The sequence below is a fragment of the Psychrobacter sp. Rd 27.2 genome (assembly GCF_001921755.1).
GTDB lineage: Bacteria > Pseudomonadota > Gammaproteobacteria > Pseudomonadales > Moraxellaceae > Psychrobacter > Psychrobacter celer.
Window position 1 is genome coordinate 31,983 of the sequence record NZ_MRYB01000013.1, and the last position, 25,357, is coordinate 57,339.

Consider the following 25,357-nt stretch of genomic DNA (forward strand, 5'->3'; position numbering starts at 1 on the left):
TCCTGATGCTTATTCTATATACTTATTTCTATGCACTTATTTCTATGCACTTATTTCTATGTACTTACAATCTGAGCCATCCAATATAACACGCCCTAATAATAGCAGGCTATCGCTGGCCGACCAAACCCAAAAAATCTGTACTGGTGGCTTTTATTATGATGATTGGGGTCTATCTTTTAAAAGCTTGGCGATAAGTGCGCTTAACAGCTGATACTCTTTTTGATCCAGCTGTAAGCGCGAGCCGAGCCGCGATAGCCGCGCTGGTAATGATTTTAGATTTGTGCTGTCTGCCAGCCCCTGCTGCACCATCAGCGCTGTCATGCGCTCGGTCAACTGCTGTTGCTGCTGCTGAGTGATGGCCGGTTCATCCCACTGTTGGCGTAATGTCATATCAATCATCGAGCGTGCTGCGGCTTTATTAGAGTCAGCATTAGCCTTTGGGCTCGTCGCTGTCTGAGTGTGGGTTTGCGCATAAGCAAAGATGAAGCTGGCAATCACTTGTACCGCTGAGGCGACATTAAGTACCGGATAGGCAGGGTTGGCATCGATTTGGATATGGTAATCGGCATAGGCCAGCTCTTCATTGGTCAAACCACGGTCTTCGCGGCCAAACAATATCGCGATATTTGGTTTGTGGGTGCCAGCAGTATTATCCTGTGCGGTCTCGGCCGTGGTCTGAGGCTGATAGGTGGATTGACTATCGATAAAATCAAAAATGATTTTGGCCGCTTGTGTGGGCGTGACGACAGGGCGCGGCATATGACGACTGCGACTGCTAGCTGCAAACACCAGCTGACAATCAGCGATCGCCGACTCTAGCGTTGGGGCAATCACAGCCGCTGACAGCAGTTCATGGCCACCTGCAGCGTGCGATACACTGGTCTCATCGATAGGCCGCTTAGGGTCGACGACTGTCAAGCGTGACAATCCCATCGTATGCATGGCCCGTGCCGCTGAGCCGATATTGGCAGGCAAGGTGGTATTGACCATGACGACCTGAATACAAGATAAGTAGTCGTCTATGCTTGTTGCTGGATGGTTGATTGGCATGGATGATGGCGACGTTGTCACTGATAAAGGACTTTGGCTCATTTATTGCTCCATGCGCTGTTTGATGGTTTGCTCAGCGCATTGTAGCGCTGCTGCGATATCCTCGATCAGCGCCGCCTGCTCACCGATACGCTGCTCACGGCACCGCTCTTGGAGTTGACTACTAAGACGCATCAGCTGGGTCGTCCCCAGATTAGCACTGGCGCCTTTTAGGGCGTGGGCAATCTCAAAACCATTGGCATTATCGTTTTGTTGTTGCGCGATGCGTAGGCTGTGGATGCGCTGCTGGCTGTCAGTGAGATATACTTGAATCAAATCGGCAAAGTCCTCTTCGAGCAAGTCACGCATGTCTTCAAATTGCTCATCATTGAGGATCTCTACAGTTTGGTCGGCGGTATTATTATGTGGGTTCTCATCCATGGTATTAGGTCCAATATTGTCAGTTAAATCAGTTAAATCAGTTAAATCAGTTAAATCAGTTAAATCACAAGCAATAAAATTGCTATCGTCAAGGGATAGAGTAGACATCGCTATAGGAGGCCACGGCTAAAAGCCCAGCGTCAGCTATAATGAAAATGTAAGTTGTCCTCATTCACCATGCTTTTTAGTTGTTGTAAATTGTCATCATTTGGATAGATGCGCCAATGCTCAGAGAGTCCTACATTGGCGATGCCATACGTTTCATAAATGCTCAGGCCAAGCGGCAGACAGTTATCATGAATGGAGGCGTCAGTGTTACTCAGCGCATTATTGCTATAAGGGCTGCCATTTTGCAGCGCGTCTTGTTGCATGTCATGCTCTAGCGCCAATAAGTCATTGCCATCCTCATCATATAAGCTCCCACCCATCGCAGGATCGTAGTTGCCATTGAAGGTCGCATCGTCTGGCTCATCTTGCTGAGTCAAGCTAGGCGCGGGGATGATATCAGCTTGGGCGGACTTGAGTATCGGCTGTAGGCGTGAGAGTAGGCGCGTGTCACTGCCGTGGATTTTGATACTGATTTTTTTGAGCCAACGCAGGCGCGCATCTACCATACTCATGGCATTATCAAGACGGGCAAATAGGCGTCCATCACGCTCCCGGATGCTGCCTTTGATAATGACCACTTCATCCACCTTCAGCTGGTCTTTGACGCGATTGAAACGCTCAGCATAGCAGCTGACCTCTAATCGTGAGGTGCCATCATCTAAAGTAATGACATTTCGATTGCCAAAGTTGGCAATATCGATAATAAGGCCGGCAAAGTAGCAGCTGCCGTTATAGCCTGTGTCTGTGAGCTTATCAAGGCGGGCGCCAGAGGTATAGTGTTTTAGCTCATCCAAGTACTCATTGATCGGGTGCCCAGTTAGGTATAGCCCTAATGTGTTTTTTTCTGCTTTGAGGCGGTGCTTGTCACCCCAGATCAGCTCTGGCGTCATTTTGAGCGGTGGGGCGGCGACCACACCGTCCATCTCGCCAAACAAGTCCATCATGCCAAGCTCATTGTTTTGGCGGTCTTGCTCCGCGGCCTGTACTGCGCTTGGCAGCTGACTCATGAGTGCGCCGCGAATCTCGTAGGCGGCGTCACTTGGTAAGTCTGGTCGCAGCGTCGCGGCAAAGTCATCAAAACAGCCAGCACTAACCAGTGCCTCAAGCGTGCGTTTATTGACTTTTTTGATATCGACACGGCGGCAGAAGTCATATAAGTCTTTAAACGGCCCACCGCGGCGGCGCGCATCGACGATAGACTCCACCGCACCTTCACCCACGCCTTTAATTGCGCCAAGTCCGTAAATAATATTGGTCGGCGTATCAGCGACAAAGTGCCACTCACTGCGGTTTACCGATGGATTGTCTACAGTCAAGCCAAAGTTTTCACGGCAGTCATTGATAAAGAACACCACGTTGTCGGTGTTGTTCATATCGGATGTCAGTACCGCGGCCATAAATTCGGCAGGGTAGTACTGCTTGAGATAAGCGGTCTGATAAGCAAGGACGCCATAAGCAGCAGAGTGCGAGCGGTTGAAGCCATAACCGGCAAATTTTTCCATCAAGTCAAAGACGCCGCCTGACGTTGCTTCATCGATGCCTTGTGCGGTGGCACCGGTGACAAAAATATCACGCTGTTTGGCCATCTCTTCAGGTTTTTTCTTACCCATGGCGCGGCGTAGCATATCCGCGCCACCCAAACTGTAGCCGGCCATGACCTGCGAGATTTGCATGACTTGTTCTTGATAGACAATAACGCCGTTGGTGTTTTGCAAAATTGGCTCGAGGTTGGGATGGTCATAAATGACCTCTTCGCGTCCGTGCTTACGGTCGATATACATCTCTACCATACCGGCATCGAGTGGCCCTGGGCGGTAGAGGGCGCACATGGCGATGACGTCTTCGATGTTGGTTGGTTGCAGCTTGGCCAAGTATTTTTTCATGCCCATACTTTCTAGCTGAAAGACGGCTGTGGTTTTGGCCTCTTGCAAGAGTTTGTAGGTCTTTTTGTCATCTAACGGTAAATCTTCTAGTACCAGCGCGTCTTTGCCTTCGCGTGCGCGGCGTTGGTTGATGTTTTCGACCGCAGCATTAATGACGGTTAAGTTACGCAAGCCCAAAAAGTCAAATTTTACCAGACCGACATCTTCGACATCGTCTTTATCAAACTGGCTGACACGGTGACCCTCATCGTCACAGTAAATGGCGCTAAAATCGGTGATTTTATGCGGGGCTATGAGGACACCACCGGCGTGCTTGCCGACGTTGCGGCACACGCCCTCTAATTTGACCGCCATCTCCCAAATCTCGATGGCATCTTCATAATCCATGTTGTCAGGATTAGAGATTAAGTCTTTGAGCTGTGGTTCTTGCTCGAGTGCTTGAGACAAGGTGATGCCAGGTGTTTTCGGAATCAATTTAGAGATTTTATTGGCCAAGAAGTACGACTTGCTTTGTACCCGCGCCACATCACGCACCACCGCTTTTGCCGCCATGGTACCAAAGGTGATGATTTGTGAGACCGCTTCACGGCCGTAAGTTTGCGCCACATAATCGATGACACGGTCGCGACCTTCGATACAAAAGTCAATATCGAAATCGGGCATAGAGACACGTTCAGGGTTTAAGAAGCGCTCGAATAATAGGTCGTAATGAATGGGGTCGAGATCGGTAATGTTGAGCGCATACGCAACCAAAGAGCCGGCACCAGAGCCGCGACCTGGCCCCACAGGGACGCCATTGGCCTTGGCCCAGCGGATAAAGTCCATAACGATTAAGAAGTAACCGGGGAATCCCATAGATAAGATAATATCGAGCTCATACTCTAGGCGCTCATCGTACTGCTGACGAAAGTCGCTCCAGCTCTCGTCACGTTCTTCCACAGGAAAGAGCTTGTCCAATCGGTGATCAAGACCGCGCTGTGACTCTGCCCGAAAAAAAGACTCAATGGTCTCGCCCTCTGGCACAGGAAAGTCAGGCAACACGTTGATGCCTAGCGTTAGTGTCACATTACAGCGGGTGGCTAGGCGGATGGTATTGTCGACCACCTGCGGAATATCGGCAAACAATTGCGCCATTTGGTCTTGGGTTTTTAGATACTGCTCATCTGAATACAAGCGCGGACGGTTAGGGTCAGCCAGTACGTACGAGCCTGCGATACAGACGCGGGCTTCGTGAGCATCGAAGTCCTCTTGCTCCAAAAACCGCACATCATTGTGGGCGATAATGGGCAGTTGATGCTTGGCACCAGCGTGTATCGCCGCTTTGATAAAAGCGTCTTCGCCTGAGCGGTTGGTACGCTTGATCGCAAAGTACAAGCGATCAGAAAAATGCGCCTGCCACTCTGTGATCAGCACATCGGCATTTTCTGGCATAGAGCTGACTAGCGCATGTCCGACGTCTGATTTTTCGCCAAACAACACAATAACACCCGCTGCGTGCTCTAAGATATGACGGCGCTTGATGACAGGGGTGCCGTGATTGTCAGGGTCGGCGCGGCCTTCGGTAAAGCCAAGCGAGACAATACGGGTGATGTTTTGATAGCCTTCGTTGTCCATGGCCAGCAGCGTCAGTCTGGTGTCTTCATCATCCATGATGACTTCACTGCCGATGATGGGCTTGATGCCAGCGCCAAGACAAGTGCGATAAAACTTCACCGTCGCGTACAGATTGGAGAGGTCGGTCAACGCCAGCGCACGCTGATTGTCAGCTGCCGCCGCTTTAATAAGCGGCTTGATGCGCACGATAGAATCAGTGATGGAGTATTCGCTGTGAATGCCAAGGTGTACAAATGCCATAGAGGACTCTTATTGGTGCGGTCAATAACAATAGGTTTTATTAGCGGATTTTGCGTGGTTTATATGGGAAGTTTAGGCCGTAAAAGCCTTTGTCGCAAATGCTCAATTGAGCTGGACATCATAGCATTATTTGCTGTTGACAGCTACAGCTTCGGTGGGTGCTATAAGAAATAGCCTGTCTTTGCTGGCAGGTGCTGATATGAAAAAAGCCTTCTATACTATGCTGATATAAAAGGCTTTGAGAGGAAGTAAAACGAGGTTTTTATCAATACGTAACGCTTATCAGATAAAGACTATAAGTAAGATTCAGGTTAGATCTGATATGAAGATTTGTTTAATACCCAACCACCGCTGCATCGACAATACGCGGATCAGAGGAGCCGTAGACACCATTTGGCGTTATCATAATCGACTGTGTTGAGCCCATAGCGGCTTTTGGACTGACCGTGTGTCCCATGGATTCTAGCTTTGTGATCGTATCGATATTCAGTGCTTTTTCTACTCGTATCTCATCAGGTAGCCACTGGTCATGGATACGCGGCGCGTGCGTGGCTTCAGCGATATTCATATCATGATCGATGACGTTGGAGATGATTTGAGTGACGGTGGTGATGATGCGGCTACCGCCTGGGCTACCAGTTACAATATACGGCTTATCGTCTTTAAATACCAGCGTCGGACTCATCGAGGATAGCGGCCGCTTATTGGCTTCTACGCTATTTGCCTCACCGCCTAGTAGCCCATAGCCATTTGGCGTGCCAGGCTTGGCAGAAAAATCATCCATCTCATTGTTTAGTAATATGCCTGTGCCGTCTGCAACCAGACCGGTGCCATAAGAGAAGTTCAGCGTATAGGTATTGGCGATTGCATTGCCGTCTTTATCCACGATAGAGAAATGCGTGGTTTGGTCGCTCTCGTAAGGCAGTGGGTTGTTGGCTTTAATCGTACTCGCTGGCGTGGCCTTGTCTGGATCAATCAAGGTGCGCAGCTGATCGGCATAGGCTTGAGAAGTAAGGCCGCTCGCTGGCACATCGATAAAGTCTGAGTCGCCCAAATACTCTGCACGGTCAGCATAAGCCAGTTGCATTGCCTCCGCCATCAAGTGAATGGTTTGCGCGCTATTGTGACTATAGTCTTGTAGTGGATAGCCTTCTAAAATGTTTAAAATCTGCACGATGTGAATACCGCCAGAGGAGGGCGGCGGCATAGAGACGATCTTATAGCCACGGTAGTCGCCTGTCACAGGCGTACGAGCGATGGCTTCATAATTGGCCAAATCCTGCAAGCTCATGCGACCGCCAGCCTCATTTACAGCTTTGATAAGTTTACGAGCCGTCTCACCTTTATAAAAGCCATCAGCGCCTTGAGTGGCAATGAGCTTTAGGGAGCGGGCAAGCTCTGGCTGATACAAGCGCTCGCCAGGTTGATACGCGCTGCCGTCAGGTTTAAAAAACACTTTTTTGGTACTGGGCCACTTTTGTAGGCGATCGCTTAAGGCTTCTAGTGACTCCGACAAGCCAGCGGTGACTTCTATGCCGTCTTCAGCCAGTGCGATCGCTGGTGCCATCACTTGCTCGCGGCTCATGGTGCCATGGTCTTCTAGCGCTTTGAGCAGTCCTGCGACTGTCCCTGGTACGCCGACAGCTAAGCCATGAAAGCGAGACAAATCACTTACCGCATTGCCGTCCTCATCGAGATACATATCACGTGAGGCGCTGCTTGGGGCTTTTTCGCGATAATCGAGTGCCACCGTTTCGCCTTGCTCGGCATCATAAATCATCATAAAGCCGCCGCCACCGATGTTGCCCGCCCGAGGTAGTGTCACGGCTAAGGCAAAACCCACCGCAACGCCAGCATCGACGGCATTGCCACCGTCTTTTAGAATCTGTAAGCCAATATCAGAGGCCAGTGCTTCTTGAGTTGCGACCATGCCGTTTTTGGCCCAGACGGGATGATGAATGGCATCCTCGGAGTAGATAGCTTGCTCGGTTTTTGTTTTATTGGTTGTGAGTGTCAGCGTATTGGTTTTCGCTGGTGTGATGCGCTTGATTTCAGACAAGACCGTCGGATTATCGGTCATGATGGCCAGATTGATCGCACTGGTGTTGATTGAGGTGTTATTTATCACATTGGCATCAGTTGGTGTTACTGGTTCAAGTGCGTGCGCTGATACAGATAGCAATAATGTACTGCTAGCAATGAGCATCGCAGATTTTAATGTGGTGATGATGGGTGGTTGAGAGTGGCCAGACAGATTTGGCATGGCAAAGTCCTTTTTATGTGAGTGGTAAAGTTTGGGTATTTCATAAGTCTGAGTAAGAGGTTTTTTATATATAAAAATATAAAATATGAGAGGGAAGGTTCTAATAGATAAAAACAATACAGACTTTTGCCTAGAAACGCACGCTAATATTACTAAATTGTAACGCTTTGTGTTATAAGTATCATACGCGTTTATCCTTATTTTACCCATTAAATAAAGGCACCTTTATGTCATCTACTCATAGCAATCATCGCAGTCGACAGTCTGGTTGTAGGTCGCAGCTGCATGAGGTAACTGCGCCTGTGGCGATTTATCATAAAAACAAACATCGAAATTTATCACGTACACTGACGGCGACCGGTTGTGCGCTGCTGCTTGGTGGTACGTCATTGGTATTGATGGGCTGTCAGACAAGCGCTGGCGTCTCCTCAGGCGCGGTATCAGATGCGCTCATCGACTTTGAGGTTGCAGACAGTGCAGTAAACCAAGCACAGGGCCGCGTCTTTACTGACCGTCTACAAGCCAGCTCTGCGCGCTATGAGCAACTGTTTGACCAGCAGAGCTATCCCAATACGGAGACTCAGGCAAAGACACGTTTGCTTGCTGCCATTCGTCAGCATCTCGCCAGTGAGCACGTGGCCGTCGCGCAGGCCAATTATCATATGGCACCCTTTATCGATCCAGACAGTATCGATGCTGGCGCGAGCAGTCTGCTAAGAACCATCATCGAAACTTATGCGTATCAAGAAGAGCAAGCGATAGACGACGAGGCTGCTGATGATAATAGTGAGTTTGCTGACGATGCAGATGAAGCGTTTGCTGATGATGAGTATAGCGCCAATACTAAAGACGATGGGTTGATACCGGGCGTGCAAGATGTCAAACCCAAGGCATTATTAAAGAGCTATGAAGCCATGCAAGCCGCCAAGCAGCAGCCAGTGGCGAGCGATGACAAACCGATGCCAACTACCGGCGCCATCGGTCAGATGCTTGCTATGTTGCATCGCACACCTGAGCAAATCGCTGCGACCAACGCCTATCAATATCAGCATTTGACATTTAATAGCGTCAGCCAATTCAGGCCCAAACAGCGCCAGCTACGTAGCGTCTATAGTTATGACTATGTCAGCCCAACGCTTAGCTCATCCATACAGATACCGCTCGCACTGGATTTTAATGACAGTCGTATCATGGTAGACCCATCGGCCATCATGCCGATTGTGGCGCTGGCCAGTCCTGAAAATACCCCGCTGCCTCAGGAGATGGCCTCTCATACGGTCAGCTTTGGTCTGCCTAAGAGCATCACCGAGCAGCTGCCGCCTACGGTATTGTATGATGCTGCGCTTGCTGCGATACAGAAGAGTATGGCCGAGCTGGCACCAGAGTATTTTAGCGCCGTTGATATACGTAATGACGCATTTGCCAAAGAAGTGGGGGCCAGCCATGCTGTCAAGTTATATATCGGTAGTAAGCAAGGCGGTGAGCTGGTCGGCAAAATCCTAAAATATATGACCCAGTCACTACAAGAGCATGTCGATGCCAATCCGTCACAGTATCCTGATGGAGCGATGCTAAAAGCTGCACTTGCTAAGGCGCAGCTATACCATAAAGGCTATCAAAGCGCGGATGTCGGCGCACTGCTACAGCTGATTGAAGCGATCGGTCCCATCTCCTTTAATCAAACAAACTACTACTATTTGGATCGCGCAAATCGGCTACTGGCCAAGCAGCAACGGCTAAATGTCGGTAGCGATTTGATGGGTGCGACCACCAGCGTACTCAACCAAGTGCGTTATGATAAGGCCAGCTTTAACGACCATGCGCTCACACCTTTATTGGCCGAGTCTTTTGGGGCAAATGCCAAGCCTGCCATCGATGGCAACGCGTGGCTTGCGAAGATACGCCAACAAAAAGACAGACTGCGAAGCGCTCGTTATGCACGCTATGACTACGAGTATGATGATGAAAATCGTTACGATGTTGATAATACTGATGAAGAGGGTGGCGTTTATGACAGTGGTAATAGTGAGGACTGGAACGACAACGATGAGGCATTGTATGACGATGCGGCCAAGTATGGCATCGATAGCAAGCTAGCGGATCAGTAGGTCTGTCTTGTTAACTCTCCCTATTAAGGATAAAAAATGAAAAAATCCCAGCAAACTCATACCAGCCGCCCGCCACGTGCATCTACTATTATCAATGGTCATGCGGTATTTGCCAGCGCGCTTGTCGCAGGCGCGGCGTTATTGACAGGGTGTCAATCGACCAGCCTTGGACAGTCTAATGCCATGACGGCTACCCAAACCTCAGTAGCTGCCAAAACAGCCGTCGCAAGCGCGCTACAAGCGCAGCGTCGCCAGTCCTTTCGTTATCATAGCAACCTTGAGATTAGTAATAAGCAGCAGTTTGACGGTATAACGTCTCAAAGCACTACCAACAATGGTGCTAACAACCCAGTCACTACTGATGATATCTATCAATACTGCGAAGATACGCATGACGAGGCCTATGCGGCATTATTGGCGCAGGCAGAAGGACAAAAGCAAGATATATCGGCGACAACATATGACGCTCAGCGTGCGACCATCAAACAATCCTATCTAGCCTGTACGGATGCCTATCAAGCATGGCAAGACAGCCAATACGACAGTGAGGTAAGTGTGCCTGCTGATTACCAAAAGTTGTTTGATAATTATGACGCGCAGCCAACCGCGCAGGGTATCAAAAAAGCAAAGCTACTCGATGCCTATCTACTAAAACCGTTGTCTATCAACGCCCAAGGCGTGTATCAGCCGATGGCGGGCAAAGCGACCATGCTTGCCAGTGCCCAATACCAAGCGCGTAATCATCAAAGTAGCCTCAACCAACCGGTCTATATCGATTTTAAAAACGGTGATATTTATCTATGGGCGGACAATTTTGCGATGATTAACTCAAAGCTATTGGACGACAAACTTGGCACGACATGGCAAAACAAATGGCTCAAAGTCACGCTGGACGATGGCACGTTACCCAAAGGCTTTGGCAAAGCAGTGATCACCCATCATTTTGCCGCGCTCGATGCCGCATTTGCCGCAGCACCAGCAAGTCAGTTTGAGTACGTCGCGGCCACGTCTTTGACTGCGCTATCTCCTAAGCTGCCAGCGCACCAGATGCCCGCAATGCTGGCAAGTGAGCAAGTGATCCGCCGTACTCAAAGCGCGGCCAGTCACGAGCAGTCATATCAAGAGTATATGCGTGGTTTTTATGAGCGGATAAGCGAGCAGTATCCAGAGCTTGTCAATGACAGTGCTTCTGATATAGCGCCTGACATTTTTACCAGTAAGGCCTTGGTACAGCAAGTACTGACAATAATCAAAAACAGTATAGACGCCGCTGATGATACGGTCGCCAGCCGTACAGTAGATACCGGTGCAGAGACGCCAAACGTGCAAACGCTATACGGCATTGATAAACGTGGCAGTCTCATCTGGCAGCATCTGCGGCGTGAGTTTCCTAGCGAGACCAATCAGCATAAAGGTGTCGTGATGGATGCCATGCAGCAGTATTCTGCTATTCGCCCAAAAGACGCTGCATTTCCCAACTTACCAAGCGATGTACAAGTACCAAATGCGCGCAATAGTGTTGATGCGCGCGAGTATGGTCGCGAGCTGATGCAGTACTATCGCGATGGTAATGGCACGGCGATAGGCAAGATGATATTTAAGGCGCTACCGCTGGCACAAGAGCGTTTGGGCAGTACCGATTAAAAAGTATTGAGCTATCATCAGAGTTATACAAAAAAGCGCACCGTTATCACGATGCGCTTTTTTTGAGAGATGTAGCGGGTAATAATAACTACTACATGCCTTGATGCTGATGCGGTTGGCCATGCATCTCACCATGCGTAGAGCCATGCTGACCTTTTGTCATTTTTGCCATTCTCTCGTTTCGCAGTTTGGCAAGTTTGGCGCGTTGCTCCGGCGTTAGCACTTGCGAGATGGCGTGCTGGGTCTGAGCATGCTCAATAAAACGCTGTTTGAATTTAGCCGCTTGCTGATCCGCTAGACGGTTAAGCGCGGCCGTATTCAACGTGCTGGCAGTGGTCAATGCCTGCATTTGTTGATGCATTTGCGCCCGTTCTGCTTTGTGTTGCGCGCGCTCAGCGTTACGGTCGCCATGTTTGGCCTCCATGATGGCTTTGATTTGTGCTTGCTGCGTGGCACTCAAGTCCAGCTGTGACAGGGGGCCTCGCATGCCGTCTTTCATATCACCTTTATGCATACCGCCTTTGTGCATACCTTCTTTCATGCCGCCTTGATGATGCTTTTGCATTTTGCTGGTGGCAGGTGCGGTATCAGTCGTTGCATTGACACTGGTGCAGGCGGTGACAGCAAATACGCTAGAGGCGGCCAATACTGTGCCCATAAGTAGTTTTTTCATCATACGATCCTTTTATAATTTGAGTAAATAAACAATAAATACCTTATCTTGCCAGTATGGCGATAAGTGCGATAAGTTATTGATAGGTGCTATCTTACGATAGTTAAAGGTTGCGATACTTTATGAAGTATTAAGAAAGGTAACGTTTATGGCGTTATGATAAGTTCATGCCTGATAATATAGGCAACAAAGCGATCTTAGGCTTAAGGAGAGGAGACAGCAGTGCCAAACATACTACTCGGCGATGATGACGAAGAGTTGACCCAGTTATTACAAGAATACTTGCAAAATCATGGTATTGATTGTGACTGCGTGCACGATGGTGAAGCGGTCATGCAAAGACTCAAAAACACCAGCACTGCCACCGCTTATGATTTGCTGGTACTCGATATCATGATGCCCAAAATCGATGGGCTCAGTGTGCTGCGGCAACTGCCGGCCATTAGTGATATTCCGGTCATCATGCTGACGGCAAAAGGCGAGGAGATTGATCGTATCATTGGGCTTGAGCTTGGCGCGGATGACTATATTACCAAACCTTGCAATCCGCGTGAGCTGTTGGCACGTATCAATGCGGTGATAAAACGCACTCGTCTTAGTGCTTCTGATAGTACGTTAGAGCACATGCCGCTACCTGAGAGCCGATTACATTTGGATCAAAACCAGCGACTCTGTCAAATAGATGGGACAGAGCTACAAGTGACAGGCACCGAGTTTGACTTGTTGGTCGCCTTGCTCAAGCAAAAAGGCGAGGTGGTGAGTAAAGCATGGCTATCAGAGCATGTGTTGCAGCGTGAGCTACAGCCCTTTGATCGCAGCCTTGATGTACATGTCTCACGCCTGCGCAAAAAACTCCAGCCTTTCCATGATGAGCCGATCAAAGCGATTCGTGGGAAAGGCTATCAGCTGGTACTGTAATGACATATTCCGCAAATACTTCTACATTTCGACCCAGAATCACGCTGTTTTGGCGGCTGTTTTTGAGTCTGTTGTTGACGATTTTACTCACCTCTATTTTATCCATCGTGGTAGAGCGGATACTGGTCGAAAAAGCGCTGACCGCGCGTATGGAAGCGCAGATTGAGCAGTTGTTGATTAAGCGTCAGGAGATGGCTACTGCTTTGCAAGCGGGCGATTTTGCATCAGTCAGGCAGATGTACCGTGAGGATCGGCGGCTGATGAGTCAAATCAGAGTCTATAACGAGCAAGGCGCTATTATCTTTCCGCGTTATCGAGACCAAGCGGACCGTCAAGACGGCAGGCAAGCTATGCCGCGTGCGCCCATGCATCCGATGCCATCAATGCCTGCCATGCCAAATGTAGCCGCCGCACCCGCCCTAGATCATCACCGCTCTGACGATACTGCCAGTATGTCAAACAACACTCGCAATCCTTATTGGCAATCGATGATGGCTCAGCGCACGATAGCAGACCCCGAGATGCGCCCTGAGCTGGCGGACAAGACCATCGCGCTGTCAGATGGTCAATCTGTCATTATACAGCTGCGTCCGCACCTGCGTTTTGCCGATGTCGTCGCGCTACAGCGGAATAATTTTTCGGTACGTTTGCTGCTAATTATTCTCTTTAGTGTCTTGGTCTGTGTTTGGCTTAGCCGGACATTGACCCAGCGTATGCGCCGCGTCCAACATGCGGTGCATCGCATGATTGCTGGTGATTATCAGGCGGATACCCAGCTGGCAAAAATGGGCGATGATGAGCTGGGTCTATTGGCAAAAGACGTGGCAAAGCTATCAAGGCGGCTGGCTGAGAGTGAGCTGGCGCGCAAGCAGATGCTTAGTGATATCTCGCATGAGCTGCGCTCGCCCTTAGCGCGTCTTGATGTGGCGACCGAACTGACGCGAGATTTTGCCCCCAATGCCAATCGCTACCTCGACCGTATCGACAAAGAGTCTGCGCGGATGAATGAGCTGATCGAACAAATCATTCATATCCAGTCGCTACAGATGCAACAATACACCACTGATAACGTAGAAAATGACTGGGTTGATGTTTCTGAGATTATCAGTGAGATTGGACAAGATGTGTGTTTTGAATTTCAGCACAAAAACGTCCATTGGCACTGGCAGCCACCAACCCTACAATCAACGGTAAAGGGCAACCAAGAACAGTTACATAGTGCGCTTGAAAACGTCATTCGTAATGCGTTTATGCACACAGCAGCTGGTTCAACGGTTATTGCTGAGATTAAACCAGCAAAGATAGATGGCAAAAAACCTGCCATTCAAATCCGCATCATAGACGAGGGCGGCGGCGTTGCGGATGAAGACTTGCAGCGTATTTTTCAGCCCTTTGTACGGCTAGACTCGGCGCGTCACCGCGACACTGGCGGCTATGGGCTAGGGCTAGCGATCGTCCATGCGGTGGTGCTGGCACATAAAGGCCAAATTGACGTTTATAATCGTCTTGATGGTGTCCAAGGGCTGATAGTGCAGATTGTGTTACCTATTGAAATATAAAGTGTCTCATTAATGATCTACATGGTTGCCGCACCTTTTTAATAAGTAACGAATACCTGCGAAAAGGTGTGCTTGGTATCAGAACAACGAACGAAAATTTGTGAAAAATGGAGGTAATTTAATATAAATAAGAGATAATGAAAAGAATGTATTCATTTATATGAATATATTCCGATAAGCGGTAGTAAATAGCCGAAGAGTGACATGTACACTCTCTATATATTCGATATTATGAATATATAGAGAGTGTACATAGTCTTACACGATGAAACTTTTAGGTTTTTAAACGCTAAGAATGGTTACATTTGCGCAAAAAGTCTCATTAAAGCTTACCGCCGTGTCATTTTGTCGTATTCGCTCTCTACATACCGACTATGAGTTGGCCTCTAATAATTATGTAAGGGAGTACGCATCATGAACCGCATCTATAAAGTCATATGGAATGAAGCTTTAAATTGTTTTGTCGCCGTCGGTGAATATACCAAAGCACGTGGCAAGTCTTCTAAATCTAGCGTCAGTGCCAATGCTCGTATTAATACCACCGCTACCACTTCTGTCAAAAAATGGCATGTGAGCGCTATAGGACTCGGTCTGCTGGCTGCTGGTGTCGCGATGCCAGCCAGTGCGCTTGGTCTTTACTTTGCAGGTGACGATCCTACGCCTAAAATTTATACCAATGAATGGCTCCATCATACAGTGACAATCAAAGGGGGTGAGACGGTAGCTGGCGATCCAAGCAGCAAAAATATCAATGTAACTGCCAATAAAAACAGCAAAACACTGACCGTAAAGCTAGATAAAATGGTCAATCTAGGCGTAGATGGTAGCCTAAAAATGGGTGACACCTTGGTGGATAGCTCAGGGATGACCATCAAAGCAATCAATCCTATCAATAATGTCACCTTAAGCAATAATGGACTAAATAATGGTGGCAATCAGATCACCAATGTAGCAAGCGGTGCCGGTGACGATAACAACGCTGCCAATATCGGCGATTTAAACCATGCAATTGCCGCCAACAAGACCAAATACTACAGTGTAAACTCAAACGCAGTCGGTAATGCCAATAACGATGGTGCCATAGGGCCAAACGCGATGGCCATGGGTGGTAATGCTGAGGCGACCGGCGGGCAAGCCATAGCCATTGGTAGCGGTGAGAGTGGTCAAAACACCGTGGCCAGTGGTGAGCAGTCTATCGCTATTGGGGCAAACGTCGTATCAAGCGGCGACTCATCTATCGCTATCGGTGGTGATGATCTAGACGATGCGTCACAAGTTGCTGGCGTCAATGATGCTTTTACCCATTATACAGGTGGCAATCTCGTCACAGTCGGTGATTATAGCAATCACACCGAGTCTGCTGGTGCAGCATCTGTAGCGATAGGTGTAAAAGCGCACTCTAAAGGCAACCTCTCTACTGCTGTTGGCGTCCGTTCAAGCTCATCAGGTAATGCTTCTTCAGCCTTTGGTATGGGATCGTCAGCAAGTAAAGATGGTTCGGTTGCTTTAGGTGCAGGTTCCACTACGCTTAATGATGCCACCTACCAAGAGAAACTTACTATTGGTAATAAAGATTATTTTTATGCTGGTGCGACCAATGATAAAGGAGCACAGGTCTCTGTTGGCTCAGAAGAGCGTGAGCGTCAAATCAAGCATGTCGCTAGCGGGGAGGTGAGTGCAACCAGTACAGATGGTATTAATGGTAGTCAGTTGCATGCCACCAATGAGTCTGTTAAAGACTTAACTACTACAGTTGTGGCTAACAAGACCAAATACTACAGTGTAAACTCCACAGGTGGTAGCAATGACGACAATCTAGGTGCCACGGGCGAAAACGCTATGGCCATGGGTCGGAAAGCCAGCGCGGCTGGTAGTCAAAGTATCGCTATCGGTAGTGTGGCTAATGGCAAGCTTACCAGCGCTGGTGGTGAGCAGTCTATCGCCATTGGCGCAAATGTGGTGACCACAGGAGGCTCTGCTATCGCCATCGGTGGCGATGATCTAAACGCCGCCTCTGAAACCAACTTGGATGGCAGCTCAAATATTGGTGCCAACACTGGCAGTGTGAATACGGTATTTAAGACTTACACTGGCCGCGACCTTGTAGAGCCTGCGTATTATGCTAGAAACACTGAGGCCAGTGGCGCTGCTTCCATCGCCATTGGGTCAAAAGCGCTGTCTAAAGGTCACTTATCTACTGCTGTTGGTGTACAGTCCTCCTCAGATGGTGTTGCCTCTTCAGCCTTTGGTATGGGGTCATCAGCAAGTAAAGATGGTTCGGTTGCTTTAGGTGCAGGTTCCACTACGCTTAATGATGCCACTTACCAAGAGAAACTTACTATTGGTAATAAGGATTATTTTTATGCTGGTGCGACCAATGATAAAGGAGCACAGGTCTCTGTTGGCTCAGAAGAGCGTGAGCGTCAAATCAAGCATGTCGCTAGCGGGGAGGTGAGTGCAACCAGTACAGATGGTATTAATGGTAGTCAGTTGCATGCCACCAATGAGTCTGTTAAAGACTTAACTACTACAGTTGTGGCTAACAAGACACATTTCTATAGTGTCAATAGTACAGATTCAACTCGTGGCAATTACAATAATGACGGTGCGACTGGTGCTGATGCAATGGCAGCTGGAATTGATGCGTCAGCGACAGGTGAAAATGCGACAGCGTTGGGAACAAAGTCTAATGCTGAGGGTACGCGGAGCACTGCGATTGGTTACCAAGCACAAGCTAAAGATAGAAACGCAATTGCTTTAGGTTATCAAGCTCACGCACATCAAAAACATTCCACCGCGATAGGATATGCTGCTAAAGCGGGTTATGCTGCGATTGCAATAGGAGATGCGGCAGCAGCAACCAAAAAAGGGTCAACAGCGATAGGAAGTCAGTCTGTCTCGACTGATGTGTATAGTACAGCTTTAGGACGCGAGGCTAAAGCACTTGAAAAGAATACTGTAGCCGTGGGGTATAGTACTACTGCCAGTGGTGAGTCTAGTGTGGCTATCGGTAATAAGTCTCTAGCAACCAAGGAAAGTAACATCGCACTAGGGGATAATGCACAGGCAACCGGAAACCAATCAATCGCACAAGGCAGAAATGCTAAAGCGACTGGAAGTCAGTCCATTGCGCAAGGTACTCACGCTGAAGCGACAGGTAACTACAGCTCGGCGCAGGGCTATTTTTCTGAGGCAACTAAGTCCGGTGCGATCGCACAGGGTCGAGATTCAAAAGCGTTCGGCGAAAACTCAATCGCACAGGGTATGAAAGCCAAAGCTGAGGGTAAGTCTAGTGTGGCTATCGGTGATGGAGCAAAAGCGAGCGGTGTCAATAGTATCGCAATCGGCACAGGTAACATCGTCAATGGCGACAACTCAGGTGCCTTTGGTGATCCTAATATTATTAGCGGCAGCGGTAGTTATGCAGTGGGTAATAACAATACTATCGATGCCGACAACTCCTTCGTATTAGGTAATAACGTCACAATCAACGCCAGTGACAAGTATTCAATCGCTCTGGGTGAAGGTGCTGTAATTAATGGCGAGGACAGTATTGCAATTGGTCGCGGTGCCACTGCTGCGGCTAGTACCAGAAATGGTCTAGCAATTGGTGTGAGATCAAGCTCTGGTAACCACGCTGCGTCTTTAGGTGACGACGCTACGTCTGGTAACTACGCAGTAGCGCTTGGCTCTAAGTCCACTGCTCAGATTGGCGGTACGGCTATTGGTCAGGCCTCGAGTGCAGTCAGCAATGCCACAGCCTTAGGTCGTGCTGCTATCGCAGGGCAGCCAGGTAACGTCGCTTTGGGGCATCAATCCGTTACTGCAGCACAGCATACCGGCACTTTTGCCATAAACAATCAACCAGTTGCAGGTTTAACTAGTGGCGCTAGAACGGTATCGGTTGGCTCTGTGGGTGCTGAACGTCAAATCCAAAACGTCGCCCCAGGTGTCGTGGATGCTACTAGCAGTGACGCTATTAACGGTAGTCAGTTATTCCAGACCAATAAGAACGTCACTGCTAATACCATCATGGCTGAAGGTAATATGGCCGCCCTTGGTGGTAACTATATCCCTGATCCTAATGACCCGGATGCGGCTGGCACTTATGAAACTCCTGAGTATTTTGTGTTTACTGATCCAAGTAACGTAGATACCGTTGCTGATGGTGGCACGGGTGCTGTGGTGAATAATGTTGGCGACGCATTTACAGCTATCAATGAGGCATTACAAACTCCTCTCACCTTCACAGGTGATACTGGTACGGCCACTCGTAAACTTGGCCAAACTCTCAGCGTCACTGGTGGTGCAACAGGTAATCTAACGACTGGCAATCTTGGTGTCGAAGCAGATGAAACGGGTGGTCTAATTATAAAACTAGCTGAAACAGTCAATCTTGATGCTGACGGTAGCGTAACGACGGGCAACAGTGTACTTAACACTAATGGTCTCATCATTGCTGGTGGCCCAAGCATGACTACTAATGGCATCAACGCTGGTGACAAACAAATCAAGAATGTAGCCAGTGGTGTTGGTGATGATTACAACGCTGCCAACATCGGTGATGTAAAAAATGCCATTGGTGATGTGACTACCTTAGGCTTCGGTATCAAAGCTGCTGATACTAATACCGTCCAGAAAAACCTAGGTCAAACAATTGATATCATAGGCTCTAATGGCAACATTACTACACAAGTAGACAGTGGCAAAGTTGAAGTCGTGCTCAATAACAATCTAGACCTAGACACTAATGGTAGTATCAAAATGGGTACAAGTACACCATTTGGTCTAGGTCCTGTGACTAACGTTAACCGTTATGGTATGACAACCGGCAATGCATTGGCTGGTACTTCAATCAACCTCACTGGTGTTACGGTAGCAAGTCCGCTTGGCATTACGAATCTAAATAGCACTGGGCTTTATATTGTTGGTGGCCCAAGCGTTACAACTAACGGTGTTAATGCTGGCAATAGAAAAGTCGTTAACGTAGACAAAGGCGACATCACTGCTACTTCAACTGATGGTATCAACGGTAGCCAATTATTTGATAACGCACAATCTATTGCTGATAATTTCGGTGGTGGCTCAATGGTCAAGCCTGATGGAACGGTGAGTGCTCCAGGCTATCCACTCAATGGCGGCACCTACAGCAGTGTCGGTGATGCACTGGGTAATTTAGATACTCGTACCTTTACTAACACTACCAACATTGCTAAAGGCATCAAATTCAACGTCAATAATGGTCTTGAGAAAACCTTCGCTTTAGGAGAAGAGATTAAGCTCAATACAGATAGCAACTTAACCACAACGCCACTCTCTACAGGCGACGGTATTGAGCTTGGCTTAGCTCCAGTGGTGAACGTTGGTACTGATAATCCAGTACAGATCAATGGTGATACAGGTACAATCTCAGGTCTAACCAATAGAACCTTTGATCCAACGATCACCTATACTGGTGGACAGGCGGCTACTCAAGAGCAGTTATCAGACCTTAGTGGCACTATCATTGATCTAGGTTTCGAAATCACGGCTGACAATGCTTCCTTAGCGCCTGGTGAAACTAAAGATAAAGTTAAACTTGGTGAGACAGTTAAGTACACCAGTGCAGATGGCAGTATCGTCACTACAGTGGCAGATAATGAAATCGACTTTGCTTTAGGCGACAACCTCAGTGTTGGTGGCCCAGGTCTAGACGGTGAGGATGGTGTAGATGGCTTCATCGGTGTGAATGGTGCTGACGGTCAATCTGGTATTGCTCTCAATGGTGCTGATGGCACTATCGGTCTAACGGGTCCTGCAGGTCTTCACGGTGAGCAAGGTCCTTCAGGTACCATCGGTGTCACCAATGGCGTACCCGGTGTGAATGGTGAGGACGGTATTACACGTATCATTATCGACGATATTCAAGTCGCCACCATGGAAGATGGTATGAAGTTTGCGGGTAACAAGGGTGCTACCATCGCCAAGCAGCTCAACGAAACCTTGAACATCGAAGGTACGTTGGCTAACTCTGCTGATGCATCAGGTGCTAACCTACGTGTTGACAGTGATAACGGTAAGCTAAATCTAATGATGGCTAAGAAGCTAACGGATCTCGATAGCATCACCATCAATGAAGGCGGTCCAATTATCAGCAGCTCAGGCATTGATATGGGCTCCAACACTGATGACGATGATTACCCAACCAACACAATCACCAATCTTGGAAAAGGTGTCAATGGTACTGATGCTGTGAACCTTGATCAATTAAATGAAGTCAACGAAACAGCCAATAAAGGGTGGTTTGTCCGTACGGATTCTGGTGATGGCGCGAAGAGCAATGTCAAACCAGACGACGTCGTTACGATCAACGGTGACGGTAATATTAGCGTAACCAATGAAGATAATAACCTGGTTGTGGCATTAGGCGACGACCTTAGTGTTGGTGGACCAGGTCTAAACGGTGAAGATGGTGTAGATGGCCTCATCGGTGTGAATGGTGCTGACGGTGTATCTGGCGTAGCGATTAATGGCGCTGATGGCACTATTGGTCTAACGGGTCCTGCAGGGATAGACGGTGTGAGTCCAACGCTGACCATGCGTCCAGAAATCCAGTCTGGCGACGTATTTAATGATGACACAGACGTCACGCGCTTAAGTTACGAAGATGGTGACGGTAATAGTCGTACCATAGCGACGTTAGAAGATGATGGTTTACGCTTCTCTGGTAACGACAACCCAGCTGTTGGTTATGTTACTCGCAACCTAAATAAAGAGATGCAGATTGTTGGTAGTAAAACAGCGGTTGGTACATACTCATCAGGCAATATCAATACGATTGCGACACAAGATGGTGGTATTGAAATTCAAATGGCTGATTCACCGAAGTTTGGTGAGGTAACCATCAACGCTGAGAATACCGGTAAAATTACGGGTCTTACTGCTGGTGAGGATGATACTGATGCCGTCAATGTCTACCAGCTGAATCAAGCCAATGCGACTATCAACCAAGGCTTAGACTTTGGGGGTGACAGTGGTACCGATGTCAACCGTAAACTTGGTCAAAAGCTCATTGTTAAAGGTGACGATACCATCAACGCTGATCCAGCAACGAAAAACATCAGCGTTACTGCTGACGGCGATGACACATTGAACATCAGATTGGATAAAGATATCAATCTTGGTAATACAGGCAGCGTCACCACCGGAAACACTCAGGTGAATAATGCAGGTGTTACTTTATATAATGGCGATAACGATCAGGTAGCGCTGACTAACAATGGTCTGAATAATGGCAACAACAAGATTACTAATGTCGCTGATGGATGGCTGGACGCTGGCAGTAGAGATGCGGTCAACGGTAGCCAGTTGTTTAAAACTAATCAAGACATTGCCAAAGGCATCAAAATCGGTGATGGTAATGTTGCTAACGACCAGCAATTTGCGTTAGGGGAGACCATCAATGTCAGAGGTGATGGTAATATCACCACACTGGCATCTGCCGCAGGCGTTCAGGTTCGGCTAAACAATCAGCTAAACTTGGGTGATGAAGGTCGTATGCAAGTGGGTAGTAGCCTCATGACAAACAATAGCTTTACCTTTGTGTCCGATAATGCGCCGAATAGAACCGTTAGATTGACTAATAATGGTTTGGATAACGGCTTTAATCGAATCACAAATGTCGCCGCCGGTATCGACTTTACAGATGCTGTTACGGTTGGCCAGTTAGAGTCAGCAACCTTTGCTTTGGATCAAGGTTGGGGCTTAAGTGCCCAGGGTGATAGCGCTACCATGGTCAAACAAGGCAGTGCTGTTGATATAAACAGTAGAGATGGCAATATCACGATTTCCAGAACGCTTGCTAACGGTGGTTTGGCACGTCAAGCAGGTCGAGCAGCAGACGTAAATGACATCAGCTTTGATCTAAATCGGGATATCGCCATCGATAGCGTACAAGCAGGCGATAGTACGCTGAGCAATGACGGCTTGACCATCGTCGGCGGACCAAGTATGACCAAAGCGGGTATCAATGCCGCTGACACCAAAGTCACAAACGTCATGAGCGGTGAAGTCTCAGCCAGTAGCTCAGATGCTATCAATGGTAGCCAGCTCTATGCACAAGGCGCAGGTATCAGCACCCTAATAGGTGGGGATACCGTCTACAACCCTGAAGATGGCACCTTCATCAATGCCAATATCGGCGGTACTGGTCAAAGCAGTATTGATGGTGCGATTGCCTCGATCAAGCAAGGCGAGACCATTATCAATGAAAGTATAGCCACCAATACCACCAATATTGAGGCCAATACGGCTGATATCGCCACCAACACCACCAATATCGGCACCAATACGACCAATATTCAAGGCAATACGGATAGATTGGATACCGGTCTCAACTTTGGCGCTGATAGTGGAGATAACATCAACAAACCTATCGGTGATGACAGTGTCCTAAGCTTTACCGGTGGTAATAACATCACCACCACCGCGCAGGGCAGTAGCATCTTGTTTGACCTCAATGGCAATATCAGCGTAGATAGTGTCAGTACAGGTAATACGACCATCAATAGTGGCGGTGTCACTATCACAGACGGCCCAAGTATGACGGCAGATGGCCTGTATGCAGGTGGCAAGAGTATTACAGGTGTCGCCGATGGTGTCGAAGCGACAGATGCTGTCAACCTTGGTCAGCTAAGTGCACTCGATAGCAGGCTAAACAACAGCATGAGCGATCTAGGCTACAAAATCGGCGAAGTCGAAGACGATGCAAACGCAGGTATCTCAGCGGCCATGGCGATGTCTTCTCTACCGCAAGCTTATATCTCTGGTAAGTCTTTGATCAGCGGCGGTGTCGGTACTTATAACGGCGAGAGTGCAGTGGCCATCGGCTTCTCTAAGCTCTCCAATGACGGTCGTTGGGTCATGAAGATAAGTGGTACTGCAGATACGCAAGGCAATGCAGGCGGCTCGATTGGTGCAGGTTTCCACTTTGACTAATAAGCCGTGACCGTTTTTATAAAATACTGTTTTTATAAAGTATAAAAAAGAAGCAAGGCACCTGATGCCTTGCTTCTTTTATCATGTCAGTCGATTTTAAATAAAACAGAGATATTATATATCAACGTGGAGCTGGTATAAATTTTCCTTGCGTGCTGTGCCTGCGCCGACAGGTACTGCGAAAAATTTATCCAAGTCTCACTGTATCGTTTTTATATTGAACTCACTATATGTGACTTATTTAGAGTCGACTATACAAAGCGATAATATTCCGCTTTGTTTTGGCTATATAAACAGCCCAAAAACGCTGACAGACTGCCGTCAAATTCGGAACATGGGTGCTGTCGGCGTCAGGCCAACATAAGCCATGCCTGCTTGATTCATCCAGTGCGGCTGCACGATACCGTGTTGTAAAATCGCATAGATATCGCGATGCGCTCTTTCAATTCTATGGGTCTTATATAGCGAGACAGTACCAGCCACCGCGTAAATCTCAGACACCATATCTCTAGATGCTCTTGCCGCCTCACAAGACGCTGCCCAGACATCTGCAAGCTGTGTGTCGGTAAAAGTGTTGTTTTTCACAGCTTCATTCCATAATGTCTCAACGCTACTGTGTAGCTGTAGGCGTCTGGCAGCCAGCAGAGTCTTGCTTTTGGCGATGGCCGCTTGTACCGTGGCGCGATCACGTAGATCTGGGCTTTTACCAGCGGTAACTCTCTCAAGACACAGACCAATCAGCTCATCGGTGGCAGCTTTTAGCACGCCTAGCGCCATCGCTGCACAGCCAGCAGCATTGATACACCCTATAGGTAGGCGGTTGTATTTATTGTCGGTATCGATAGGACTATCAAAATCGATTGCATATTCAGGCCTTACAAAGGCTTCTGTGACCACAATATCATGGCTGCCTGTCCCTCTTAGTCCACCGACATGCCAAGTGTCAATCACATCGACGTCAGCTTTTGGGATAAAAAACAGTTTTAGATTGGCACCAGAGCTGAGTGGGGCTTGCGCTCCGTCAGAGGTGACTCGGCATCGTAGGACAAACCAATCGGCCAGCTCGCAGCCAGATACCAGCGTCCAGCGACCTGATACGGTGTAGCCCTCTGCGTATTGGACGGCGACGCCTTCAGGACGCGCCGAATTGGCATAGATATGTTCAGGATTATTAAAGACCTCTTGCCTGGCCGAGCTGTCCAAAAACCGTCCAAAGGTACACGCCAGATGATTGTTCCAAACGATCCAAGACACTGACGCTTCTGCGCTTGCCAAGGTTTCGTACACTGTTAAGGTCTCGGTTGGGTTGTCTTCCCAGCCTCCCAGTGACTTTGGTAAACCCATCCTAAATAAATGACGGGCTGAGAGCTGCTCGATCACAGCGGGTGCAATCTTTCTAAGGTTTTCTGTCTCCTCACGGTGAGCAAGTGCCAAATGATATGTCTCATCTGCTGCGCTAGCAGGCCTAATCGGTGTGCTGTATGGAAAAGATATTTGGCTCATATTTTTCGACCCTTATCATTAGTAAAACGAATTTGTTTTTTAAAACCGATAAGTTGTGCTTTATTCTAGAGTTTATATATAACGTTCTATATTCAAAGAATAACCAACTGTCGACTACTATACAACCGGTAATTTGAATATAATGAATATTTAGTGAAGGTAATCACGGTAATAAGCGTAGGATAAGTTAGGACGGTAAACGAACGTTACTGCACTCGCCTGTATAGACAAGATAAAGTTGAGCAACCATTCAATTTTTGAGAGCGACCATGATGGTTCGACATCATGGTCGTTGCTAAGATGGAAAGACTATGTCACGTACCGCACTTTATCATCCAGCGCCTGATATCTACATTCTTCTAGGGCGTGGATATCAGGCATCAGGCGTCAGCCAT

At 48.2% G+C, this 25,357-nt stretch carries 11 protein-coding genes; 5 read left to right on the top strand and 6 right to left on the bottom strand.

What is annotated here, in order from left to right:
• Positions 1-156: 156 nt before the first annotated feature.
• From BTV99_RS10740 to ggt, 4 genes are all read right to left on the bottom strand, one after another.
• A complete protein-coding gene (locus tag BTV99_RS10740; RefSeq protein ID WP_075102390.1) occupies positions 157-1,053 on the bottom strand; it encodes an RNA methyltransferase in 897 nt (298 codons plus the stop codon).
• A 42-nt stretch (positions 1,054-1,095) separates the two neighbouring features.
• Positions 1,096-1,473, bottom strand: coding sequence for an Hpt domain-containing protein (locus tag BTV99_RS10745; RefSeq protein WP_075102358.1), 378 nt, complete (start codon positions 1,471-1,473; stop codon positions 1,096-1,098).
• A 140-nt stretch (positions 1,474-1,613) separates the two neighbouring features.
• On the bottom strand, positions 1,614-5,318 hold the full coding sequence (gene dnaE / locus BTV99_RS10750; RefSeq protein WP_075102359.1) for a DNA polymerase III subunit alpha: 3,705 nt from the start codon (positions 5,316-5,318) through the stop codon (positions 1,614-1,616).
• 334 nt (positions 5,319-5,652) lie between these two features.
• Positions 5,653-7,581, bottom strand: a complete 1,929-nt coding sequence (ggt, locus tag BTV99_RS10755; RefSeq protein ID WP_075102360.1) for a gamma-glutamyltransferase — start codon at positions 7,579-7,581, stop codon at positions 5,653-5,655.
• 227 nt (positions 7,582-7,808) lie between these two features.
• Here ggt and BTV99_RS10760 point away from each other — a divergent pair, with 227 nt between their 5' ends.
• Together BTV99_RS10760 and BTV99_RS10765 are read left to right on the top strand one after the other, a co-directional pair.
• Positions 7,809-9,689, top strand: coding sequence for a hypothetical protein (locus BTV99_RS10760; RefSeq protein ID WP_075102361.1), 1,881 nt, complete (start codon positions 7,809-7,811; stop codon positions 9,687-9,689).
• Between the two features lie 36 nt (positions 9,690-9,725).
• Positions 9,726-11,333 (top strand): hypothetical protein, encoded by a 1,608-nt coding sequence (locus BTV99_RS10765; RefSeq protein WP_075102362.1) that lies wholly within the window; start codon positions 9,726-9,728, stop codon positions 11,331-11,333.
• A gap of 91 nt (positions 11,334-11,424) precedes the next feature.
• On the opposite strand, the gene BTV99_RS10770 is transcribed toward BTV99_RS10765, so the two are convergent.
• Positions 11,425-12,009 carry a Spy/CpxP family protein refolding chaperone gene (locus tag BTV99_RS10770; RefSeq protein WP_256713778.1) on the bottom strand — a complete coding sequence of 195 codons (585 nt, stop codon included), beginning with the start codon at positions 12,007-12,009 and terminating at the stop codon, positions 11,425-11,427.
• A 219-nt stretch (positions 12,010-12,228) separates the two neighbouring features.
• Between BTV99_RS10770 and BTV99_RS10775 the strand changes: the two genes are divergently transcribed.
• The 3 genes from BTV99_RS10775 to BTV99_RS13305 all read left to right on the top strand — a co-directional run bounded on the left by BTV99_RS10775 (position 12,229) and on the right by BTV99_RS13305 (position 23,459).
• Positions 12,229-12,924, top strand: a complete 696-nt coding sequence (locus BTV99_RS10775; protein ID WP_075102364.1) for a response regulator transcription factor — start codon at positions 12,229-12,231, stop codon at positions 12,922-12,924.
• A complete protein-coding gene (locus BTV99_RS10780) occupies positions 12,924-14,483 on the top strand; it encodes a cell wall metabolism sensor histidine kinase WalK (RefSeq protein ID WP_075102365.1) in 1,560 nt (519 codons plus the stop codon). The genes BTV99_RS10775 and BTV99_RS10780 overlap by 1 nt, the downstream gene beginning before the upstream one ends.
• Positions 14,484-14,897: 414 nt before the next feature.
• Complete coding sequence (locus BTV99_RS13305; protein WP_075102366.1) at positions 14,898-23,459, top strand: YadA-like family protein; 8,562 nt, start codon at positions 14,898-14,900, stop codon at positions 23,457-23,459.
• 321 nt (positions 23,460-23,780) lie between these two features.
• On the opposite strand, the gene BTV99_RS10790 is transcribed toward BTV99_RS13305, so the two are convergent.
• Positions 23,781-24,962 (bottom strand): acyl-CoA dehydrogenase family protein, encoded by a 1,182-nt coding sequence (locus BTV99_RS10790; RefSeq protein ID WP_075102367.1) that lies wholly within the window; start codon positions 24,960-24,962, stop codon positions 23,781-23,783.
• Between the last annotated feature and the right edge of the window lie 395 nt (positions 24,963-25,357).